Source organism: Pseudomonas sp. HP_01, from assembly GCF_055284355.1.
In genome coordinates this window covers 549,227-568,743 of the sequence record NZ_JBTOPV010000001.1, presented here as the reverse complement: position 1 = coordinate 568,743, position 19,517 = coordinate 549,227, and the positions used below count along the sequence as shown (strand labels likewise).

Below are 19,517 nucleotides of genomic sequence, written 5' to 3'. Positions count from 1 at the left end.
CGATTGCGGTATGTCAGACCTGGACATGTCGCAGACACATTGCAATCGCGGGCAAGCGCGCTCCTACAGGTGGGGTATTACTTCAATAGCTTCGCTTTGCCGTCGTAATACCCCGCCTTCTTCAGTATCTCCTCCATCCTGCTGCCAATCGCCTTGGCACCGGCCTCCACGCTGGTTTTGCCGAGCATGATCGCGGTGCCGTTTTCGCCGACCACTTCGGAAATCTCCGGCCATTGCGGGAAGCGAGGGCGGTAGTCAGGCACGCCGCCTTCCCACGAGGTCACCATCGGCTGCACAAACGGGTATTTCTTCTGCACGTCGGCGTCCTTGTACACCGACATCCGCCCGCTCACGCCACCGGCGTCCAGGTATGGCCGGGCCATGGCTTCGGACGTGACCCACTGAATGAACAGCCACGCGGCGGCCTTCTGCTTGTCGTCGGACTTGGCGTTCACGCCCAGAGAGAAACCACCCAGTGCCGGCTTCAGACCGGCCGGGCCTTTGGGCTCGGTGGCCACGGCTAGGCAATCGGTGATTTTCGATTTTGTCGGGTCGGCGAGGGTGCCGTAGAACGCCGACCATTCGGTGATCATCGCCACTTTGCCTTGAGCGAGGGCGTTGACCGCTTCGTTGTGGTCGTAATCAACGATGCCCGGCGGCATGTATTTCATCAGGTCCTGACGAAATTGCAGGCCTTGCTGAGAGGCTTTGGAGTTGAGATTGGATTTGAATTTATCGTCCAGCAGCGAGCCGCCGAACGGCCAGAGGAAGCGCATGAAGCTGTCCGCCGATTGGGTTTCACCGCGTCGCGATTGCAAGGCGTAGGCGTAGCGGTCCTTGGCCTTGTCGGTGAGCTTGGGCGCGTAGTCCTTGAGCAGCTCGTCCCACGTGGCCGGCGGCTTGTCGAAACCGGCGTCCTTGAGCATGCACTTGTTGTAGAACAGCAGGCCGGAGTAGTTATCGAAGGGCAGGCCGTAGGTCTGCTTGTCCCAACTGCCGAACGACTCCAGCAGGATCGGGAAGAAGCCTTCCAGCTTGAGGTCCGGGTCGGCGAGCTTCGCGTCCTGGGTGAAGGTGGTGATCGGTTCGAGCCAGCCGTTGCCGGCAAATTCGCCGATCCACACCACGTCCGTGAGCACGACGTCGAGCTGCTCACCGGAGGTGAAGCTCAACACCTCGCGCTCGCGGCTATTCTCGTAGGGGACGGTTTCGTAGCTGACTTTGATGCCGGTTTTCTTTTCGAACTCCGGCAGCAGTTTGATGGCGGCGGCGTAACCGGGACGGTCGAGGAAAATCGCTTTGATCTCGGTGCCCTTGTACGGCGCGGCGGCCTCTTCCAGCGTCCAGGCCTGTGCGGCGCCGGAACCCAGCGCAATCGACAGGGAGAGGGCATTCCAAACCAGCTTCTTCATTTACGTGACCTCATTATTGTTGTGGGTGAGGGTTACGCGGGACATGTGCTTCGCGGTGCATGCAGGTGGGGCTGCGGGGCAGGGAAACCGCTTCGGGTGAGTTCCTTGACATTTGTAATATACGAATTACAAATGATCGTAGGACAAAATGCATTGCTGTCAAATCAGCACGCCGTTGTCAGTAAAAATGCCCAAACAACAATAATTCAGGGGATACGATGTTGACTGAGCTCAGTTTGAGTGGCGTCGAGAAAGCCTATGGCGAGATCAAGGTCTTGCATGACATCCACCTGAGCATCGAGAGCCGCGAGTTCGTGGTCTTCGTCGGGCCTTCGGGCTGTGGCAAGTCCACCTTGCTGCGCTGCATCGCGGGCCTGGAGAGCATCACCCAGGGGCAGATTCGTATCGGCGCCCGGGACGTCACCTACCTTGAACCGGCTGATCGCGGCGTGGCCATGGTGTTTCAGTCCTACGCGCTGTACCCGCACATGTCGGTCTACGACAACATCGCCTTCGGGCTGAAAATGCAAAAGATCCCCAAAGACCAGATCGAAGCCAAGGTGCGCAATGCCGCGCGCATCCTTCAGCTCGAACCGCTGCTCGACCGCAAGCCCAAAGCCCTGTCCGGCGGGCAGCGTCAGCGCGTCGCCATTGGCCGCGCCATCGTCCATGAGCCGGAAGTGTTTCTGTTCGACGAACCGCTTTCCAACCTCGACGCCTCCCTGCGCGTGCAGATGCGCATCGAGATCGCCAAGCTGCACGCCGACCTGCAGGCGACCATGGTCTATGTCACCCATGACCAGGTCGAAGCCATGACCCTGGCTGACAAGATTGTGGTGCTCAACAAGGGCGGCATCGAGCAGGTGGGATCGCCGCTGGAGCTCTATCACCATCCGTGCAACCGCTTCGTCGCGGGCTTTATCGGCTCGCCGCAGATGAGTTTTCTGCCGGTGACGGCGGTCGCTAGCAGTGCCGAAGGCGTCCAGGTCAGCCTGCCGGGTGGCGAGCTATTGTGGGTTCCGGTGAAGGGCGAGCAGGTGAAAGCGGGCGAGTCATTGACGCTGGGCCTGCGCCCCGAGCATCTGTCGGACCGAGGCGAGGGCGATGCACAGATCCCGGTGAAAACCCTGGTGGTCGAGCATTTGGGCGGCGAGACGTTCACCCACGCGCAGACCGACGAGGGACACGATCTGATGGTCAAGGGCGAGGGGATGTCGGCGGTCAAGGCCGGGCAATTGCTCCGCGTCGGTGTGCGGGGCCATCGTTGCCATCTGTTCGATGCACAGGGCCAGGCGCTGGCCCACCGCAGGCATTACACCGAAGCGGGCGCCGAAGGGCAGCAGACGCTCGGGTCGGCTCGCGTTTAGATCAGGGCGCTGGCGATCAGCATTACTGCACCCCGAACATTGCCGTCCAGTAAATGCCGGCATCGCTTTTCGGGTCGGTGGCGTAGGCAGCGCCAAGGTCATGAAACTGCGGATTCATGAGGTTGGCGCAATGGCCGGGGCTGGCGAGCCAGCCTTCTACTACCTTGCGCGCATTGTCCTGCCCGGCGGCAATGTTCTCGCCGATCTGCTGGCCGATGTACCCGGCCAGCTCCGCGCGGTCTCCCGGCGTTCCGCCGTTGCGACCCTTGTGATCAAAATAATTGTTGTTGGCCATGGAGCGCGAGTGGCTTTCGGCTGCGCTCATCAGGGTGTCGTTCCACACCAGCGGCGCGGCGGCGGAAAACGACTGGGCGCCACATTGCTGCGGTTGTTTGCGCGCTTCATTGATCAGGCCAAGCAGTTTCTGCCCCTCGGCCTGCGCATTCCCCAACCCGCCCGCGAGCAGTGGACGCGCCAGCACGATGCGCCAGTCGCGGTCGTTGCGGCTGACGCCGATGTCGACGAACTGCGGATTGAGCACCACCTGACAAAAACTTTCCTGAATCGCCGCCATGGCCGCTTGCGCATCGCGCGGGCCCGAGAGGGTGATCGCCTGGACGCTGACCATCGGATACGACGCCCGGGCCAGCATGGGCTGCAGATCGACCGTGCCACTGGCGGGCAGGTTCAGGCGCGGGTCGCTGTTGAGCGGCGGCAGCTCGGTCGATGCCACATTGGCGCAAGGCTGAGCCTGGCTGCGGTAGGTATTGATCGACTGGATCAGCTGCGTTTCTTCGCCGGCCACGGCTGTCCCTGCCATCAGCAGCGCCAGGGGCACAACCGCGAGACACTGGATGAATGATCTGAAACGCATGGAAATCTCCCTCGAACTGACGCGCCCACGGTGCGCGATTTTACCTGTCGCGAATAGTCTGAGCCGCACAAACCGTGGAGGTTGCAGCGATGAGCAGGGTTTTTGCAATAGCCGAGGTGAAAACCAGCTGTTTCGCCACATAATCAGTGCTCGACCCTGCAGCGTGACTTCGATGACCACCACCATTAAGCGACTGACCCCGGAATATGCCTCGGCGTATCGAGCCCTGATGCTTGAAGCGTACGCCCTCCATCCTGATGCCTTTACGTCCGACGTCGCCGAGCGCGAAGCTCTGCCGATCAGTTGGTGGGAACAACGGCTCTCGGCCGGGCCTGACGCGACGGAGGTGGTGTTCGGCGCTGTTGAAGGAGAAAGCGTGCTGGGGGTTGCCGGCCTTTCTGTTGAGCGCAGAAAGAAGGCCCGTCATAAGTCCACCTTGTTCGGGATGTACGTTCCCCACGCCTGTCGGGGCAAGGGCATTGGGCAGGACCTCGTGCGCAGGGTGCTGAGCCATGCCCGGACGCAACCGCAGTTGATGCTTGTCCAACTGACGGTGACCGAGGGCAATGGCGCTGCTCAGGGCTTGTATGAGGGGATGGGTTTTGAGGTTTTTGGGGTAGAGCCGTACGCCGTCGCCGTGGGGGACCGGTATGTGTCGAAGGTGCATATGTGGTGTGATTTGATGTGTCTGGCGGGTGAGGCTTGAGCAGGGCGCTCTTTCAAGTCAGTCCCTGAAGGCCAAGCGCTCTGCCGTCGGGCAGAGCTGCTGTAGTTCTTAAGATCTTGAGTTCTTGATCCTGGCCTTACAACAAAGCGGCTCCCACCAGCCCGCTGACCACCCCGACCAGCATGGTCAGCACACCCACGGTCACCAGCACTTTGGCGTCGAAGGATTTGCGCAGCATCAACAGCGACGGCAGGCTCACGCTCGGCAGGGTCATGAGCAATGCCACGGCAGGCGCGGTGCCCAGGCCCAACGTCAGCAGGGTTTGCACAATCGGAATTTCAGCGGCGGTCGGGATCACAAACAGCGTGCCGACGATCGCCAGCGGCACCAGCCACAACAGGCTGTTGCCCATGGCACCGTCGACGTGGGGGAACAGCCAGACCCGCGCTGCGCCCAGGATCAGCACGGCGATGACGTAGATCGGGATGGTGGTCCAGAACAACTGCCAGAGCGTCTTGCCCCAGCGCACCAGCAGGCTGCCCTCGTCCGGTGTCTCGGCGTTGGCCACGGCTTGCAGCGCCTGTTCAGGCACGGCTTCCGGGCGCGAGATGCGTTGCGCCACCAAAGACACGCCAATCACCAGCACCAGGCCCGCCACCAGCCGCAGCGCGGTGAAGCCCCAGCCCAGCACGAAGCCCATGAACACCAGCGTGGCCGGATTGAGCACCGGGTTGGCGATCCAGAAGGCCAGCGCCGCGCCCACCGAGACGTTCTGCTTGCGCATGCCCGCAGCCACCGGCGCCGCGCAGCAGCTGCACATCATGCCGGGCAGGGCGAACAGGCCGCCGCGAATGGTCGAGCCGAGTCCGGCGCGGCCGAACATTTTCAGCAGCCAGTCCCGGGGAATCAGCACCTGCAGCAGCGAGCCGAGAATCACTGCCAGCACGGCGGCTTTCCAGATCGCCAGAAAGTACACCTGGGCGTACGCCAATGCGGCAGCCCACGGTGTGGCCGGGTTGTCGTTGATGATCGAACCACCGATGTTATGGGTATCGGCGGCGATAAAAGATTTCAGGTAATACGGCGACCACTTCACGTAGTACAAGCCGATGGCGGCCACCAGCAGGAACGCCAGAGGTTTCCACCAGAACGACCAGCCGCGGCGTTCGGAGGTGAGCGGAAGGGCAGTCATGACAGGCACCAGAGCAGGAAATCGAGGGGGCGCGATGATACGCCGTGGCCGGGCATTATAGTAGGTGTCGCAAGGTATGTCGGCTCACGCCTGTCCGCCGAAATCCAGCCCGGAAGCGCGCAGCAGTTCCTGGGTGTACGGCTGTCGCGGGTTGCCGAAGATCTCCCGCGCCGCGCCTTGCTCGACCACTTTGCCGTCCTTGATCACCAGCACGTCATGGGCCAATGCGTGAACCACCGCCAGGTCGTGGCTGATGAACAGATAACTCAGGCCGTGGCGGATCTGCAAATCCCGCAGCAGCGCGATGATCTGTTTTTGCACGGTGCGGTCAAGCGCCGAGGTAGGTTCGTCGAGGAGGATCAGCTCCGGCTCCAGCACCAGCGCGCGGGCGATGGCCACGCGCTGGCGTTGACCGCCGGAGAATTCGTGGGGATAGCGATGACGGCTGTCCGGGTCCAGGCCGACTTCGCCGAGTACGCGGATCACCGTCTGTTCACGCTGGGCCGGGGTGCCGATGCCGTGGGTCAGCAGCCCTTCGGCGATGATCTGTTGCACCGTCATGCGCGGACTCAAGCTGCCGAACGGGTCCTGAAACACCACCTGAATGCGCTTTCGCAGCGGCCGCATCAACTGCTGGCTGCGCAGGCTCAGCTCCTTGTTGGCGAAGCGGATGCTGCCTTCGGAATCGATCAGCCGCAGGATCGCCTGGCCCAGGGTCGACTTGCCTGACCCAGACTCGCCGACAATACCCAGTGTCTGGCCTTTCAGCAGTTCAAAACTGACGCCGTCCACCGCCTTGATGCAGTGCCGCTCGCGCCGCAGCAACGGTTTGGGCAAGGGGAACCAGACCTTCAGCGCCTCCACCGACAGTAGCGTCTGGGTGTGCTCGCCGGGCACCGGTTCGCCGTCGGGTTCGGCATTGATCAGCAGGCGGCTGTAGGGGTGCTGCGGATCGGCGAACAGCGTCTGGCAGTCTGCTTGCTCAACAATTTCGCCGGCGCGCATCACGCAGACCCGCTGGGCGACGCGTCTTACCAGATTGAGGTCATGGCTGATCAGCAGCAGCGACATCCCCAGCCGCTGTTGCAGGGATTTGAGCAGCTCCAGAATCTTCAGCTGCACCGTGACGTCCAGCGCGGTGGTCGGTTCGTCGGCGATCAGCAGCTCGGGCTCGTTGGCCAGAGCCATGGCGATCATCACCCGCTGGCGCTGCCCGCCGGACAGTTGATGGGGCAGGGCCCGGAGCCGCTGCGGCGGGTTCTGGATGCCCACCAGCCCGAGCAGTTCCAGCGTGCGCTCGCGGGCGGCCTTGCCCTTGAGGCCCTTGTGCATGGCGAGGATCTCACCGATCTGTTTCTCCACGGTGTGCAGCGGGTTCAGCGAGGTCATCGGCTCCTGAAAAATCATCGCGATGCGGTTGCCGCGCAGGCCCCGCAGCGCCTTGTCACTGGCCTGCAGCAGATCGACGCCCTTGTAGCGAATGCTGCCCTGGGTGCTCACGGACTTGGCCGGCAGCAGCCGCAGGATCGAGTGTGCGGTCACCGACTTGCCCGAGCCGGACTCGCCGACCAGCGCCAGACACTCGCCGGGCTGGATGTCAAGGTCGATGCCGTGCACCACTTCGGCACCGTTGAAGGCCACGCGCAGGTTGCGGATCTGGATCAGAGGGTCAGTCATGGCAGCGCTCATGTGCGGGGGTCGAAGGCGTCACGGCAGGCTTCGCCGATGAACACCAGTAGCGTGAGGATTAGCGCCAGGGCACAGAACGCCGTGACACCCAGCCACGGCGCCTGCAAATTGCGTTTGGCCTGGCCGATCAGCTCGCCCAGGGACGCGCTTTCGGCGGGCATGCCGAAGCCGAGGAAGTCCAGTGCGGTCAGTGTGGCGATGGCGCCGGTGACAATGAACGGCAGGTAGGTGAGGGTGCTGGTCATGGCATTGGGCAGAATGTGCCGCCACATCAGCGCGCCGTCGCTGAGGCCCAGGGCGCGGGCGGCTTTCACGTATTCCAGATTGCGTCCACGGAGGAACTCGGCGCGGACCACGTCGACCAGCGCCAGCCAGGAAAACAGCGACATGATCCCCAGCAGCCACCAGAAATCAGGCTCGACGAAACCGGACAGAATGATCAGCAGGTACAGCACCGGCAGCCCCGACCAGACTTCCTGCAAGCGCTGGCCGATCAAATCCGCCAGCCCGCCGTAATAGCCCTGAACCGCCCCGGCAAACACACCGATCACCGTGCTGATGGCGGTCAACGCCAACGCAAACAGAATCGACACGCGGGTGCCGAACAACACCCGCGCCATGACGTCCCGGGCCTGGTCGTCGGTGCCCAGCCAGTTGCGCGCGCTGGGCGGGCTGGGCGAGGGCTCGCGGAGTTCGTAATTGACCGTGTCGTAACTGAACGGGATCGGCGCGAAGAGCATCCAGCCGCCCTTGTCGGCGATCAGTTTGCGCACGTAGTCACTGGAATAGTCCGGCTCGAAAGGCAGCTCGCCGCCGAAGTCGGTTTCCAGGTATTGATGCACGGCCGGGAAGTACAGGTCGCCCTGGTAGCGGACGATCAGCGGCTTGTCGTTGGCGATCAGTTCGCCGCACAGGCAGATGATCAACAGCGCCACGAACAGCCACAGCGACCACCAGCCGCGCCGATTGGCCTTGAAGTTGGCGATGCGGCGCCGGTTTTGCGGGGAAAACTCGAACATCAGGCGCTCCTTGCGGAAAAGTCGATGCGCGGGTCGACCAGCGTGTAGCACAGGTCGCCCACCAGCTTGATCAACAGGCCGAACAGGGTGAACAGAAACAACGTGCCGAACACCACCGGGTAATCCCGGGACACGGCCGCTTCGTAGCTCATGCGGCCGATACCATCGAGGCCGAAGATGGTTTCGATCAGCAGCGAGCCGGCGAAGAACACCTCGATCAGCGCCTGGGGAATGCCCGCCACCACCAGCAACATGGCGTTGCGGAACACGTGGCCGTAGAGCACACGCTGTTCACTGAGGCCTTTGGCCCGGGCGGTCACCACGTACTGTCGGCCGATCTCGTTGAGGAAGCTGTTTTTGGTGAGGATCGTCAGCGTCGCGAAGCCGCCGATCACCAGCGCACTGACCGGCAGCACCAGATGCCACAGGTAGTCGCGCAGCTTGCCCAGCGGCGAGAGGCTGGCGAAGTCGTCCGAGAACAGGCCCTGGGCCGGAAACCAGCTCCAGTAGCTGCCGCCGGCGAACACCACGATCAGCAGAATGGCGAACAGGAACGCCGGGATGGCGTAGCCGATGATGATCACCGTGCTGCTCCAGACGTCGAAACGGCTGCCATGCAGCACGGCCTTGCGGATGCCCAGCGGGATCGAGATCAGGTAAGTGATCAGGGTCGCCCACAGTCCCAGGGAAATCGTCACCGGCAGCTTTTGCAGAATCAGCCCGGTCACCGTGGCGCCGCGAAAGAAGCTGCTGCCAAAATCCAGCTGCGCGTAGTGAGTCAGCATCAGCCACAGGCGCGCGTGCAGCGGCTTGTCGAAACCGTATTGGTGCTTGATCGCTTCGACCAGCTCCGGGTCAAGGCCCTGGGCGCCACGGCTGATGCCGCCCGTGGCCGCGACTTCGCCACCGCCGCCACCGATTCCACCCGCCGGGCCCATGCCCTGAACCCGGGCGATGGCTTGCTCCACCGGACCGCCCGGCGCGGCCTGCACGATGAGGAAATTGACCACCAGAATGCACAGCAGCGTGGGAATGATCAGCAACAGGCGACGCAGGGTGTAGGCGAGCATGTCACTGGCCCTCCGTTTCTGGCGTTGGCGTTGGCGCAGGACGGTCGTTCGACACACTGCGTTGTGGCGTGAGACGCGCGGCCATTTGAGCGTTGCTCAGCGGCATGCGGCTGACCTCCCACCAGCTTTCCAGCCCGACGTCGTAGATCGGCTCGATAGCCGGCCGGCCAAACCGGTTGGCAAACACCACCGGTGTGCCTTGGGAGTAGTAGTTCGGAATCATGTAGAAACCCCAGAGCAGGACCCGATCCAGCGCCCGCGCGTAGTGCAGCATGTCGTTGCGGTTATTGGACGCGACCAGGCCGTCGATCAGGCGGTCGACCGCGGGGTTGCGCAGCACCATGGCGTTGGAGCTGCCGACCTGTCGGGCGCTTTGCGAACCGAACAGGTTGTACAGCTCACGGCCGGGGGAGAGGATCGGATTGCCGTTGGCGGGCAGCGTGACCACGATCATGTCGTAGTCCCGGGCGTTGAGGCGGTTCATGTACTGGGCCGAGTCCACGCGGCGGAAATTCAGGGTGATGCCGATCTGCGCCAGCACGCGCTTGTACGGCAGCACCAGCCGCTCGAAACCGCCCTGGCCGTCGAGGAAGGAAAACTCCAGCGGCTGTCCGTCGGCGTTCACCAGCCGGTTGTTCTTCGCGTGCCAGCCGGCGTCGGCCAGTAACTTGAGGGCCTTGAGCTGCTTGTCGCGGATGTAGCCGCTGCCGTCGGTCTTCGGCGCGCGCCAGACCTGATCAAAGACTTCGTCCGGAACCTGCCCGCGCAAGGGCTCGAGAAGGCTCAGCTCCTGGGCGTCGGGCAGCTCGGTGGCGGCCATCTCGCTCTTCGGAAAGTAGCTTTGTTCGCGCACATAGAAGTTGCGCATGATCTGCCCGTTGACCCACTCGAAATCCCAGAGCATCGCCAGGGCTTCGCGCACGCGCCGGTCCTGAAATATCGGTTTGTCGAGATTGAAGACGAAGCCCTGACCGGCCACCGGGCGGCGTTTGGCCAGAATGGTCTTTTGCAGACGGCCGTCCTGCAGGCTCGGCGCGGTGTAGCCGACGACATAGCCTGCCGAAGAGAACTCGCGGTTGTAATCGAAGTTGCCGGCCTGGACCAGTTGCCGGGCCACGTCGACATCGCCGTAGAAATTCACCGTCAGCGCGTCGAAGTTGTAGAGCCCGCGGCTGACCGGCAGGTCTTTGCCCCACCAGTCCTTGACCCGCTCGAAGCTGACGCTACGCCCGGCATCGACCCGCGAGACCCGATACGGCCCGCTGCCCAGTGGCGGTTCGAAGCCGCCGCCCTTGGTGAAGTCGCGGGTTTTCCACCAGTGCTCGGGCAGGATGCGCAGGCTGGCGAGGTCCAGCGCCAGGGTGCGGTTGGTGCCGGTCTTGAAATCAAAACGGATCTGCCCGGGCGCTTCGATCACCGCGTCCTTCACGTCGCCGTACAGCGGCCGATAGCTGAAGCTGCCTTGGGTGATCAGGGTTTGCCAGGTGTAACGCACGTCTTCGGCGGTGATGGGTGTGCCGTCATCGAAACGCGCCTTGGGGTTCAGGTAGAAGCGCACCCAGAGGTTGTCGGGGTCGCGTTCCATCTTCTCGGCGACCAGCCCGTACACCGTGTAGGGCTCATCGAGTGAGCGATAGGCCAGCGGCGCATACACCCAGGTGTCGATCTGGCTCACGGATATGCCTTGATCGACATAGGGCGTGAGGTAGTTGAACTGGCCGATCTCCTCGGACGCGCGGCTCATCGAACCGCCCTTGGGCGCGTCAGGGTCGACGTAATCGAAGTGCTGAAAATCAGCGGCGTATTTCGGCGCTTCGCCATAGACGGTCAGTGCATGCACCGGTGTGGCGAATACCTGAGGAGCGCCAAGCAGCAGCGAGGTAAACAACAGCACCGTGTACAGCAATGCCACGCCCTGCAGCAGGCGTGGCAATGAAAGAGGAGGGGTGCACATGGGCGGACAATCCTTGGGTGCAGCCCGACGCGCCGGAGCACCAGCGCGTCGGGCGTCAGCGCTTAGAAGTGGTACGTGGCGCGGGCGAACAGCGTTCGGCCCAGTGGATCGGTGTAGCGCGGGTCGTAGCCGGACTGGAAGTTGTAGGCCTGGTTGGTGAACGGAGGGTTGCGATCGAACATGTTTCTCATGCCGACATCGACATCCAGTACTTTTTCGAAGGTGTAACCCGTCGCCACGTCCCATACCGAGTAGGACGCAACGCGCGCGTTCGTGTCGCGGTCGTAATCGTTGTAGCCAGTGGTGAAGCGGTTGGTCAGCGTGGCACGGGCCGGGCCCAGGTTCCAACTGGCTGTCAGGTTGTGTTTCCAGCGCGCAATCACGCCATCACCCTGGAAGTCGCCGACTTTGTCGGTATAAGGCCCTTTGATCGTGCTCTGGAAATCATAAGCGTCGACGTAAGTGCCTTGCAGGCCGAGGCCGAACTGGCCGTATGGCGTGTTCGGGAAGCGGTAGTCCAGCGAGACGTCCACGCCGTTGGTATCGACGTTACCCAGGTTGGAGTTGGTCGCGATGATGTTGGCCAGCGTGCCGTCGGCATTGCGCACGTAACGGTCGGCATAGGCCGCTGAGTCAGAGAACACTGTGGACTCCGGAAACGCCTGGATCTGGTTTGAGATGTGAACCCACCAGAAGTCCAGACCCACCGACAAATCGCGAACAGGCTGATAAACAAAGCCGAAGGTGACGTTACGGGCTTTTTCAGGCGCCAGGTCCGGATTGCCGCCGATCTGGCTAAGAAATTGCTGGCCGCAGTCGCGACCGGCGTTGCCGCCAGGCTGCACCACGCCACCGGCACACAGGCGAGGGTCGTTGTAGGACGCTTGGGTGAAGGTAATGCTTTGCGGAGCATAAAGCTCATACAACGATGGCGCGCGAAACCCTTCGCTGTACGCACCGCGAACCACCAATTGCTTGAACGGCTGGTAGCGGAACGAATACTTAGGGTTGGTGGTGCTGCCGAAGTCACTGTAGGCATCGTGGCGAATAGCGGCGCTCAGCTCCAGGCTGTCGAGCACGGGCACGTTCAGTTCGGCGTATTCAGCTTTTACAGTACGGTCACCGGTCACGCTGCCGTTTGAGTCCAGGCCCAGGCTGCTGATGTCATCGACGAACGGGTTGAAGTCCTGGTGGAATTTCTCTTTGCGGTACTCACCGCCCAAGGCCAGGCCGGAAGGGCCCGCGCCAAACCAGTCACCGATTTCACGGCTGACTCGACCGTCCAAGGCCATTACACGACCGACTGCCGAGGAATACTGGCCGTGATACGCCGCGTCGTCGATGTACTGCTGGCCCGCTGCGGACTGGGCGCCGAACGGGTTGATAGTGCCATTGGCCAGGCCGGCCACCATGGCGCTGTCGCTGACGTAACCATTGGTGACGGACGAGAGAATTTTGTTCTGGTTATACGAGGCGCCGACGTTGTAGTCCCAGCCGCCAACCAAGCCGTCGAAGGTCAGCAAAATACGCTGGCTGGTGTTCTGGTCTTTGGATTCGCGGCCGCCTGCAGCGGTTTCACGCCAGTTGAGATCTACAGGTTGGGTCGGGTCGAGGGCGAAATTGCTGGGTAGCGGTGTGATGCCGTTCCCAGGGTAATAAGGGGAGGACGGGCCCAGGCTTTGGCCGGTCAGTGGTGCCGGAGCAATGGCGGTGGCGTTGTTGTTGCGCGCCCAGAAGTACTCCAGGCTGACGTTATGATCGTCGGCCAGCTTGCCAGTGGCTTTACCGAAGAACGACGTTTTTTCAGTCTGCGGCACCAGATCAATGTATTGCTTGGTGTCGAAGCGGCAAAGGCCACGGCTCAGTACCTGGCCTGGACCACTGCAATTGCTCCCCAGCAACGGGTTGCTGGCATTGTCGCCCTGGTTGTAGTTGGCCGGGAACGAGGTGCCCGAGGTCTGGTCAAGGCCGCGGCCAGGTTGGTAGCTATTGGCAAACGAGCGGTCACGGGCAGCGAGGTTGCCTTGGGTGTTGTAGTTGAACACGCCCATGACATTGAAACGCTGTTCCTCCAGATCGCCGTAGCCCCAACTGGCGCTCATGTCTTTGGTGTCACCGCCGCCGGCAGCGGTAGGGGACGAGCCACCGAGGCTAAGCGAGCCGTCGGTCAGCGCTTTTTTTGTGATGAAGTTGATCACGCCACCAATGGCGTCGGTGCCGTACAACGCCGATGCTCCGTCACGCAGCACTTCCACGCGTTCGATGGCGGCGAACGGGATCATGTTCAGATCGACCGCTCCACCTGCCGAGTTGGTGCCCGACAGCGCGTTGTTGGCAAGGCGACGACCGTTGAGCAGCACCAGGGTTTTGTTCGCGCCAATACCGCGCATATCGGCGAACGAAGCGCCGCCAGTCGCTGAGCCCACGGAGCCTGCGCTGTTGTTGATGGACTGACTGCCAGTGATGCGCTGAACCAGTTCGGCGGTCGTGGTAACGCCCTGTTTCCTGAGATCATCGGCGCGCAGGATGGTAATAGGCACCGCCGTTTCGGCATCGACCCGGCGAATCGCCGAGCCCGTTACCTCTACCCGTTGCAGTTGCGTGGTCGCAGGCGCTGCAGCGGAGGCTGGTGCGGCAGCTTCGCTGGCGCCATCGGTGTTTTCTGCGCCGTAGGCCGGGCTCATGCCGACCGCCAGTGCGCAAATCAGCGCACGGGGGTGGCGTTGTACGGCAACAACAAGGGGCTTGAGGGTAAAACCGGGAAAGCTCATCAGCATGGTAGTTTCCGACTTATTCCAGATGTTATTGAAATGGCCTTGTGAGCCCTCGTTGCTCCGACGCGGTGATGGCGGTCGGGAATTTCCTTATTTCAAGCAAGCCGCTCCCCTCCGAGGCAAAAACCCGGACGGCGGTGAATCGGGAGTAGGGTGTGCAGCGCCGCAGCGAGGCGCGGCGCCTATTTCAAGTGCAGATCAACTGCCGGTCATGGGCCGATCATTTCGAGGTCATCACTGAAATTTTGGTGATGCCCGAGCGTTCGATCGACGCCATCGCCTTGGCCACCTGGCCGTAGTTGACGTTGGTGTCGGCCTGCAGCTGTACACGGACCTCCGGGTCCCTGGCCTTGACGTCCTTGAGGCTGAGCTCCAGGGATTCCGGCGCGACTTCGGATTTGGCGAGGTAGAACTTGCCGTCCTGGTCGACGCTGACCACCACCGGGTCTTTCTTGTCGGCAGCGGCGATGGCGTCGGTCTTCGGCAGGTTGACCTTGATGGCGTTGGTCATCAGCGGCGCGGTGACGATGAACACCACCAGCAGCACCAGCATCACGTCCACCAGCGGCGTGACGTTCATTTCGCTGAGCACTTCATCGCTGTCTTGGGTGGAGAACGACATCAGCTCGCCTCCCGCACGGCCTGGCTGTGCTTGCTGGCGATGGCCTGACGGTTGATGGCGAATGCGCTGCGCTGGGCGAGGGCGTCGAAGTCGTGGGCGAAATCATCCATGTCGGCGACGGCGAGCTTGAGACGGCGCAGGAAGAAGTTGTAGATCAGCACCGCCGGGACCGCGACGGCGATGCCGACACCGGTGGCAATCAGCGCGTGACCGATGGGGCCGGCCACGGTCTCCAGGCTCGCCGAACCGCTGGCGCCGATGCTTTGCAACGCCTCCATGATTCCCCAGACCGTGCCGAACAGACCAATGAACGGCGCGGTGCTGCCGATACTGGCGAGGATGGCCTGGCCGGCTTCCAGGGCGCGGCGTTCTTTCTGGATCTGCTGGCGCAGGTTGCGCTCCAGGCGATCGGAGCGGTTGATGGTGTGGGCGAGCTGCTGGGTGTTGCGCGGCGAATCGTCCACCGCCATGGCTTCGAAACCGCTGTTGGCGATCCGCGCCAGGGAGCCCGGGTATTGACTGGAGTGCTCGGCGGCGGTGAGCAGATCCGGCGCGGCCCAGAAGGCTTTGGTGAACTGTTTGTTCTGGGTCTTTAAGCGTAAGTACTGTGCGGATTTGATCAGCAACAGTCCCCAGCTCAGCACTGAAAACACTACCAGCGCCCAGAGTACGCCGGGGACAATCATCGAAGAGATCGATTCGTTCATGGTTACACCTCACCCGCTCTATAAAAAGTTGTTGTTGATGGGCTGACCGGGTTCATTCGGGCAGCTTGAAGTCGATGGTTTGCGTCGCGAAGCCTTCGATCGGGGTGTCGCCGCGCTTGGCCGGAACAAACTTCCAGTTGCGCACCGTTTCCACCGCCGCATCGTCCAGCACCTGTTTGCCGCTGGATTTGGTCACCTCGACCGTGCCGGCGCGTCCGTTCGGCAACACCTTGATGCGCAGGATCACGCGGCCCTCCATGCCCTTGCGCAGCGCCGCGCCGGGGTATTCCGGTGGCGGGTTGCCCAGGCTGGCGAGGCCGGAAATTGCCGCCGATTCCTTGGCCGGTGCCGCCGTTGCAGCAGCCGGGGCCGGAGGGGCGGGCGAAGGCGACGGTGCGGCCGGCGCAGGTGTGCTCGGCGCAGCGGGTGCAGCAGGGGCGGGCGGTGTTGGCTTTTTCACCGGTTCAGGCTTCTTGACCGGCTTGGGCTTCTCGACCTTCGGCTTTTCCACCGGCTTTGGCGGCGGCTTGACCGCGTCGGGGTCCTCGACCGGTTGCTCCGGTTCAGGAGGCGGCGGCGGAGGCGGCGGTGGTGGTGGCTCAGGTGGAGTTTCCGGGGTTGGCGGTGTCGGGCTGGTCAATTCCACGGTCATCTCGGGCACTTGCGGCGCAACTTCCGGGACCTCGGCTTTGGCGGTCTGCATATACCACCAGATGCCGCCGTGAATAAGGAGCGAGGCGGCAATCAATATCAACACGTGCGTCCGGCTTAGTTCACCCGGGCGCGAGGTGTTTTCCTTGAAAGGAATACGCGGCCAGGCCATGGACAGAGCGTCCGGCGCCGGGTCAGGTATGACTTTCGTTTTTACCGCGTCATTCATTAAAGCTCCCTCGGATGGTTGAAGGGCAATAAGGGTCCGTTCAAACAAGTTGCCGTGTTTGAAGTTGACGTCCGTGCTGTCGGTAGCACGAGGCCTGGAGGAGCAGGTCTTTAAAGAACCACTCTTATATAAGTGCGTTGCTGCGTGAGCTATGGAGACGACATTGCAGTTCCCTGATTTCTTGTTGAGTACGGAGATGTACGTCTTTGTTTCAGAATGACTACCTAACGATAATCGCTATTGCAACCGCTATGCCAGTGCAGGGCTCTGGCCCGCCATTTCTGGCCTGGATCGGGGCGATGTCGCATTCCTGTAACTTTTTAGCGAATTTCATCAGTTCTGTCTCAGTTGGCTCTATACAAGCAGGGCAAGTTGCCTGATCAGGGGGCGAACCTATCCACTCAGGTTCACCGCGTGTTTGCGCGTTGACCTGTTCCGGTTGGGTCAGAAGTGCAATGCACCAAACGTGATTAAGTAGGTGCAAGTTGGTGCGTGAGTGTTCAAGTGATCATTGTGGTGTGTCCTGAAAGTGTGACTTGTCGGTCAGAGCGTGAAGGGTGGTTACCGTTGGCGCGCACTTCTTAAAAACGATCAGTGATGGTTTTTAGTGTGCGTGAATCAACAGCGAACGATCCCGCGCGCTATTAAAAATGTTATTGGGACAGGCGCACCTGTCCCGAACAGGAACAATAAAAAGTGGCTACTGAATCGCTATAAAAGCGGCAGCCATTGGAACGAAATAAAGATGAGGCACTGCAGCGAAGGGGCGCTGCGTTTCAGCCGGAGCGCTGAAGGGAAATGGGGCGGACGGCAGGCTCGCTGACGGAGGCGTGCAGCGGAAAAGGTAAGGCGCGGTGTGGGAGGATCGGGTGTGAAGGGCGCATGTCTGGCACGAATCGAGTTCCTTATCGACGGACGCCAGACTTCTGGTCGACGTCCTGCACTGTTTCGGACGGGGTAATGTCCGGTTCCTGCCCCCGGGTGCGTGGTGCGCACCGTTTGGCAGCGTAGACTCGCGGCAGCCTGGGCTGGACGCGAAGCGTTTCGTGGTACTGACGTTCCACAAGAGAAACACTAGAAAGAAGTGTGCCAAAACGTGTCCGGTTGTAACATTTTTGACGCAGTGTCCCTTTTCCGTTGCGTTCGGCCTGTCCAGTACTGACCTGTTCGCGCGGTGCCATCGCTTTCTGGAGTGCATTCATGAGCCACTTTTTCCCTGATCGTCCGGGTTATCGCCAGTTGCGCGAGCGTTTCAGGGCGGCAGCCACCGCCGCTGGCGCTCGGTTGAGTGAGTACGTCCACCCGTTGTCGGGGCCTTTTGGTGAGGCGCTGGCCACGGACGTCGCCTGGCTCGGCGACCCGGATGCGCAGCGGGTGTTGGTGGCGTTGAGCGGCACCCATGGGGTGGAGGGTTATTACGGTTCCGATTGTCAAAGCCGCTGGCTCGAGGGGTTTGACCCACGCGCGCTGCCCGAGGGCGTGGCGATCCTGATGATTCACCTGATCAACCCTTGGGGCACGGCGTGGATGCGGCGGGTCAACGAAGACAACCTCGATCAGAACCGCAACTACCTGGACTTCAGCCGGCCGCTGCCGGACAACCGCGCCTATATCGACGTCCACGGGATTTACGCCTGCGAGCAGTTGCGCGGGCCAAAGCGCGATCAGGCTGATGCTCAGTTTCAGGCAGCGATCGACGCGCGGGGCTGGTCAGGCTTGATGTCGGTGGTGGAGGCGGGGCAGTACGCATTCCCCGATGGGCTGTTTTTCGGTGGCAACGGGCCGAGCTGGTCCAATCGCACCCTGCGCAGCATCGTCGGCCAATACCTGCAGGACGTGGAGGTGGTGAGCTGTTTCGACTTGCACACCGGCGCCGGGGATTACGGCCATCCGATGCTGATGAGCATCGTCGAGTCGGCCTATCCCGCGCTCGATGATGCCAAAGCGTTGTTCGGGCCGTGGCTGTTCACGCTGATCACCGGCGCCAATCGCGTCAGCGAAACCGGTGTGGCGGCGACGTCCACCGGCTACACCTCGCAGATGCTCCTCGACGCGCTGCCGGGTGTGCACCTGATGCCGTTTGTCATTGAATGCGGTACGTACCCGGGGGCAGCGGTGCATGGGCATTTGCGGGACGACCATTGGCTGCACTTGCACGGCGATCCGCTGGACGAAACCGGTCGGCGGATCAAGGAAGGGCTGCTGGAGCAGTTCTATCCGGCGGACCCGGACTGGCAGGAAGTGGCGTGGGTGAGGACGCGGCAGGTGTGGGACCGGGCTTTGGCGGCGTTGCCGGGGATTCGCGGCGTCGAGATGTGACTGGCTGAATGCCGGCTGTTCGCCGACACCTGTAGGAGCGCGCTTGCCCGCGAAGAGGCCTTCAATGCCTACGCCTCCAGCAACCGTTCAGCCAAGGCCGGCAATAACACCTCGCACGACGCTTCGATCTTCAGATCCAACAGGTCATCCGCCCGGGTTTTGCCCAGGTTGATGGCGATCAGCGGTTTGCCCTGATCGTTGATGGCGCGGCACAGACGAAACGCCGAGAACGCCATCAGCGATGAGCCCACCACCAACAGGCCTTGCGCGTCTTCCACCCGCTGCATGGCCTTGGCCGCCGTGGGTGGTGCCACGTTCTCGCCGAAAAACACCACGTCAGGTTTCATGCGTTCGCCGCCGCAGTGGGGGCAATGGGGCACCTGGAAGCGTTCCTCAAAGGCCGGGTCCAGCAGGGTATCGCCATCGGGCGCCTGTACCGCATCGACACCCGCCAGATAAGGATTTTGCTCGACCAGGGTCAGCTGAATGATGTCGCGCTCGGTGCGCTGGCGGCAGTCCAGGCAGAGCACCCAATGCAGGCTGCCGTGCAACTCCACCGCATCATGACTGCCGGCCTGATCGTGCAAGGTGTCGACGTTCTGGGTGATGACCCCGCTGATGAGGTCGTGCTGCTGCAAGCGCGCAATCGCCTCGTGGGCCGGGTTGGGTTGCGCTACGCGAACGCGGGGCCAGCCGAGCATCGCGCGGGCCCAGTAACGGCGCCTGGCCTCGGGCGCATTGAGGAATTCCTGAAACATCATCGGCTGCCGACCCCGGCGCACGCCCTCGCTGTCGCGGTAATCCGGAATCCCGGAAGAGGTGCTGATCCCGGCGCCGGTCAGCACGACGAACGAGCGGTCGTGCATCCATTGCAGCAGGGTATCGACATGGGTGTCAGGAACATCAGGCATGCACAGGTCCTCAAGAGCGGCTGTGCGCTGATACTAGTGGGACCGGCTTCAGCCGGGAAG

The 19,517-nt window shown here is 62.2% G+C and carries 15 protein-coding genes; 3 read left to right on the top strand and 12 right to left on the bottom strand.

Translation table 11 applies throughout. The features are described from left to right. Positions 1 to 77: 77 nt before the first annotated feature. Complete coding sequence (locus ACYAR8_RS02390; RefSeq protein ID WP_463578970.1) at positions 78 to 1,412, bottom strand: ABC transporter substrate-binding protein; 1,335 nt, start codon at positions 1,410 to 1,412, stop codon at positions 78 to 80. Positions 1,413 to 1,633: 221 nt separating this feature from the next. Between ACYAR8_RS02390 and ACYAR8_RS02385 the strand changes: the two genes are divergently transcribed. Beyond that, positions 1,634 to 2,779 (top strand): ABC transporter ATP-binding protein, encoded by a 1,146-nt coding sequence (locus ACYAR8_RS02385; RefSeq protein ID WP_463578989.1) that lies wholly within the window; start codon positions 1,634 to 1,636, stop codon positions 2,777 to 2,779. A gap of 22 nt (positions 2,780 to 2,801) precedes the next feature. Here the strand turns inward: ACYAR8_RS02385 and ACYAR8_RS02380 are convergent, their stop codons facing one another. After that, complete coding sequence (locus ACYAR8_RS02380; protein WP_425438855.1) at positions 2,802 to 3,599, bottom strand: CAP domain-containing protein; 798 nt, start codon at positions 3,597 to 3,599, stop codon at positions 2,802 to 2,804. Positions 3,600 to 3,825: 226 nt separating this feature from the next. On the opposite strand from ACYAR8_RS02380, the gene ACYAR8_RS02375 reads away from it, so the two are divergent. After that, entirely contained in the window at positions 3,826 to 4,359 is a 534-nt protein-coding gene (locus tag ACYAR8_RS02375) for a GNAT family N-acetyltransferase (RefSeq protein ID WP_463578969.1), read from the top strand. Between the two features lie 97 nt (positions 4,360 to 4,456). Here ACYAR8_RS02375 and ACYAR8_RS02370 read toward each other — a convergent pair whose 3' ends face one another. From ACYAR8_RS02370 to ACYAR8_RS02330, 9 genes are all read right to left on the bottom strand, one after another. After that, a complete protein-coding gene (locus tag ACYAR8_RS02370) occupies positions 4,457 to 5,512 on the bottom strand; it encodes a permease (RefSeq protein WP_108120215.1) in 1,056 nt (351 codons plus the stop codon). An 84-nt stretch (positions 5,513 to 5,596) separates the two neighbouring features. Beyond that, entirely contained in the window at positions 5,597 to 7,189 is a 1,593-nt protein-coding gene (locus tag ACYAR8_RS02365) for an ABC transporter ATP-binding protein (protein ID WP_463578968.1), read from the bottom strand. An 8-nt stretch (positions 7,190 to 7,197) separates the two neighbouring features. Next, positions 7,198 to 8,220 (bottom strand): ABC transporter permease, encoded by a 1,023-nt coding sequence (locus tag ACYAR8_RS02360; protein ID WP_463578967.1) that lies wholly within the window; start codon positions 8,218 to 8,220, stop codon positions 7,198 to 7,200. Then, on the bottom strand, positions 8,220 to 9,290 hold the full coding sequence (locus ACYAR8_RS02355) for a microcin C ABC transporter permease YejB (RefSeq protein WP_463578966.1): 1,071 nt from the start codon (positions 9,288 to 9,290) through the stop codon (positions 8,220 to 8,222). The genes ACYAR8_RS02360 and ACYAR8_RS02355 overlap by 1 nt, the downstream gene beginning before the upstream one ends. 1 nt (position 9,291) lies before the next feature. Continuing rightward, positions 9,292 to 11,244: an extracellular solute-binding protein gene (locus ACYAR8_RS02350; RefSeq protein ID WP_463578965.1), complete on the bottom strand. Its 1,953-nt coding sequence runs from the start codon at positions 11,242 to 11,244 to the stop codon at positions 9,292 to 9,294. A 62-nt stretch (positions 11,245 to 11,306) separates the two neighbouring features. Further along, positions 11,307 to 14,021 (bottom strand): TonB-dependent receptor, encoded by a 2,715-nt coding sequence (locus ACYAR8_RS02345; RefSeq protein ID WP_463578964.1) that lies wholly within the window; start codon positions 14,019 to 14,021, stop codon positions 11,307 to 11,309. A 217-nt stretch (positions 14,022 to 14,238) separates the two neighbouring features. Further along, a complete protein-coding gene (locus ACYAR8_RS02340) occupies positions 14,239 to 14,640 on the bottom strand; it encodes an ExbD/TolR family protein (RefSeq protein WP_463578963.1) in 402 nt (133 codons plus the stop codon). Next, positions 14,640 to 15,347, bottom strand: coding sequence for a MotA/TolQ/ExbB proton channel family protein (locus tag ACYAR8_RS02335; RefSeq protein ID WP_108120225.1), 708 nt, complete (start codon positions 15,345 to 15,347; stop codon positions 14,640 to 14,642). The genes ACYAR8_RS02340 and ACYAR8_RS02335 overlap by 1 nt, the downstream gene beginning before the upstream one ends. A gap of 52 nt (positions 15,348 to 15,399) precedes the next feature. Continuing rightward, a complete protein-coding gene (locus tag ACYAR8_RS02330) occupies positions 15,400 to 16,227 on the bottom strand; it encodes an energy transducer TonB (protein ID WP_463578962.1) in 828 nt (275 codons plus the stop codon). 1,200 nt (positions 16,228 to 17,427) lie between these two features. Here ACYAR8_RS02330 and ACYAR8_RS02325 point away from each other — a divergent pair. Further along, positions 17,428 to 18,546 carry a DUF2817 domain-containing protein gene (locus ACYAR8_RS02325; RefSeq protein ID WP_463578961.1) on the top strand — a complete coding sequence of 373 codons (1,119 nt, stop codon included), beginning with the start codon at positions 17,428 to 17,430 and terminating at the stop codon, positions 18,544 to 18,546. A gap of 68 nt (positions 18,547 to 18,614) precedes the next feature. Here ACYAR8_RS02325 and ACYAR8_RS02320 read toward each other — a convergent pair whose 3' ends face one another. Next, positions 18,615 to 19,457, bottom strand: coding sequence for an NAD-dependent protein deacetylase (locus ACYAR8_RS02320; protein ID WP_463578960.1), 843 nt, complete (start codon positions 19,455 to 19,457; stop codon positions 18,615 to 18,617). Between the last annotated feature and the right edge of the window lie 60 nt (positions 19,458 to 19,517).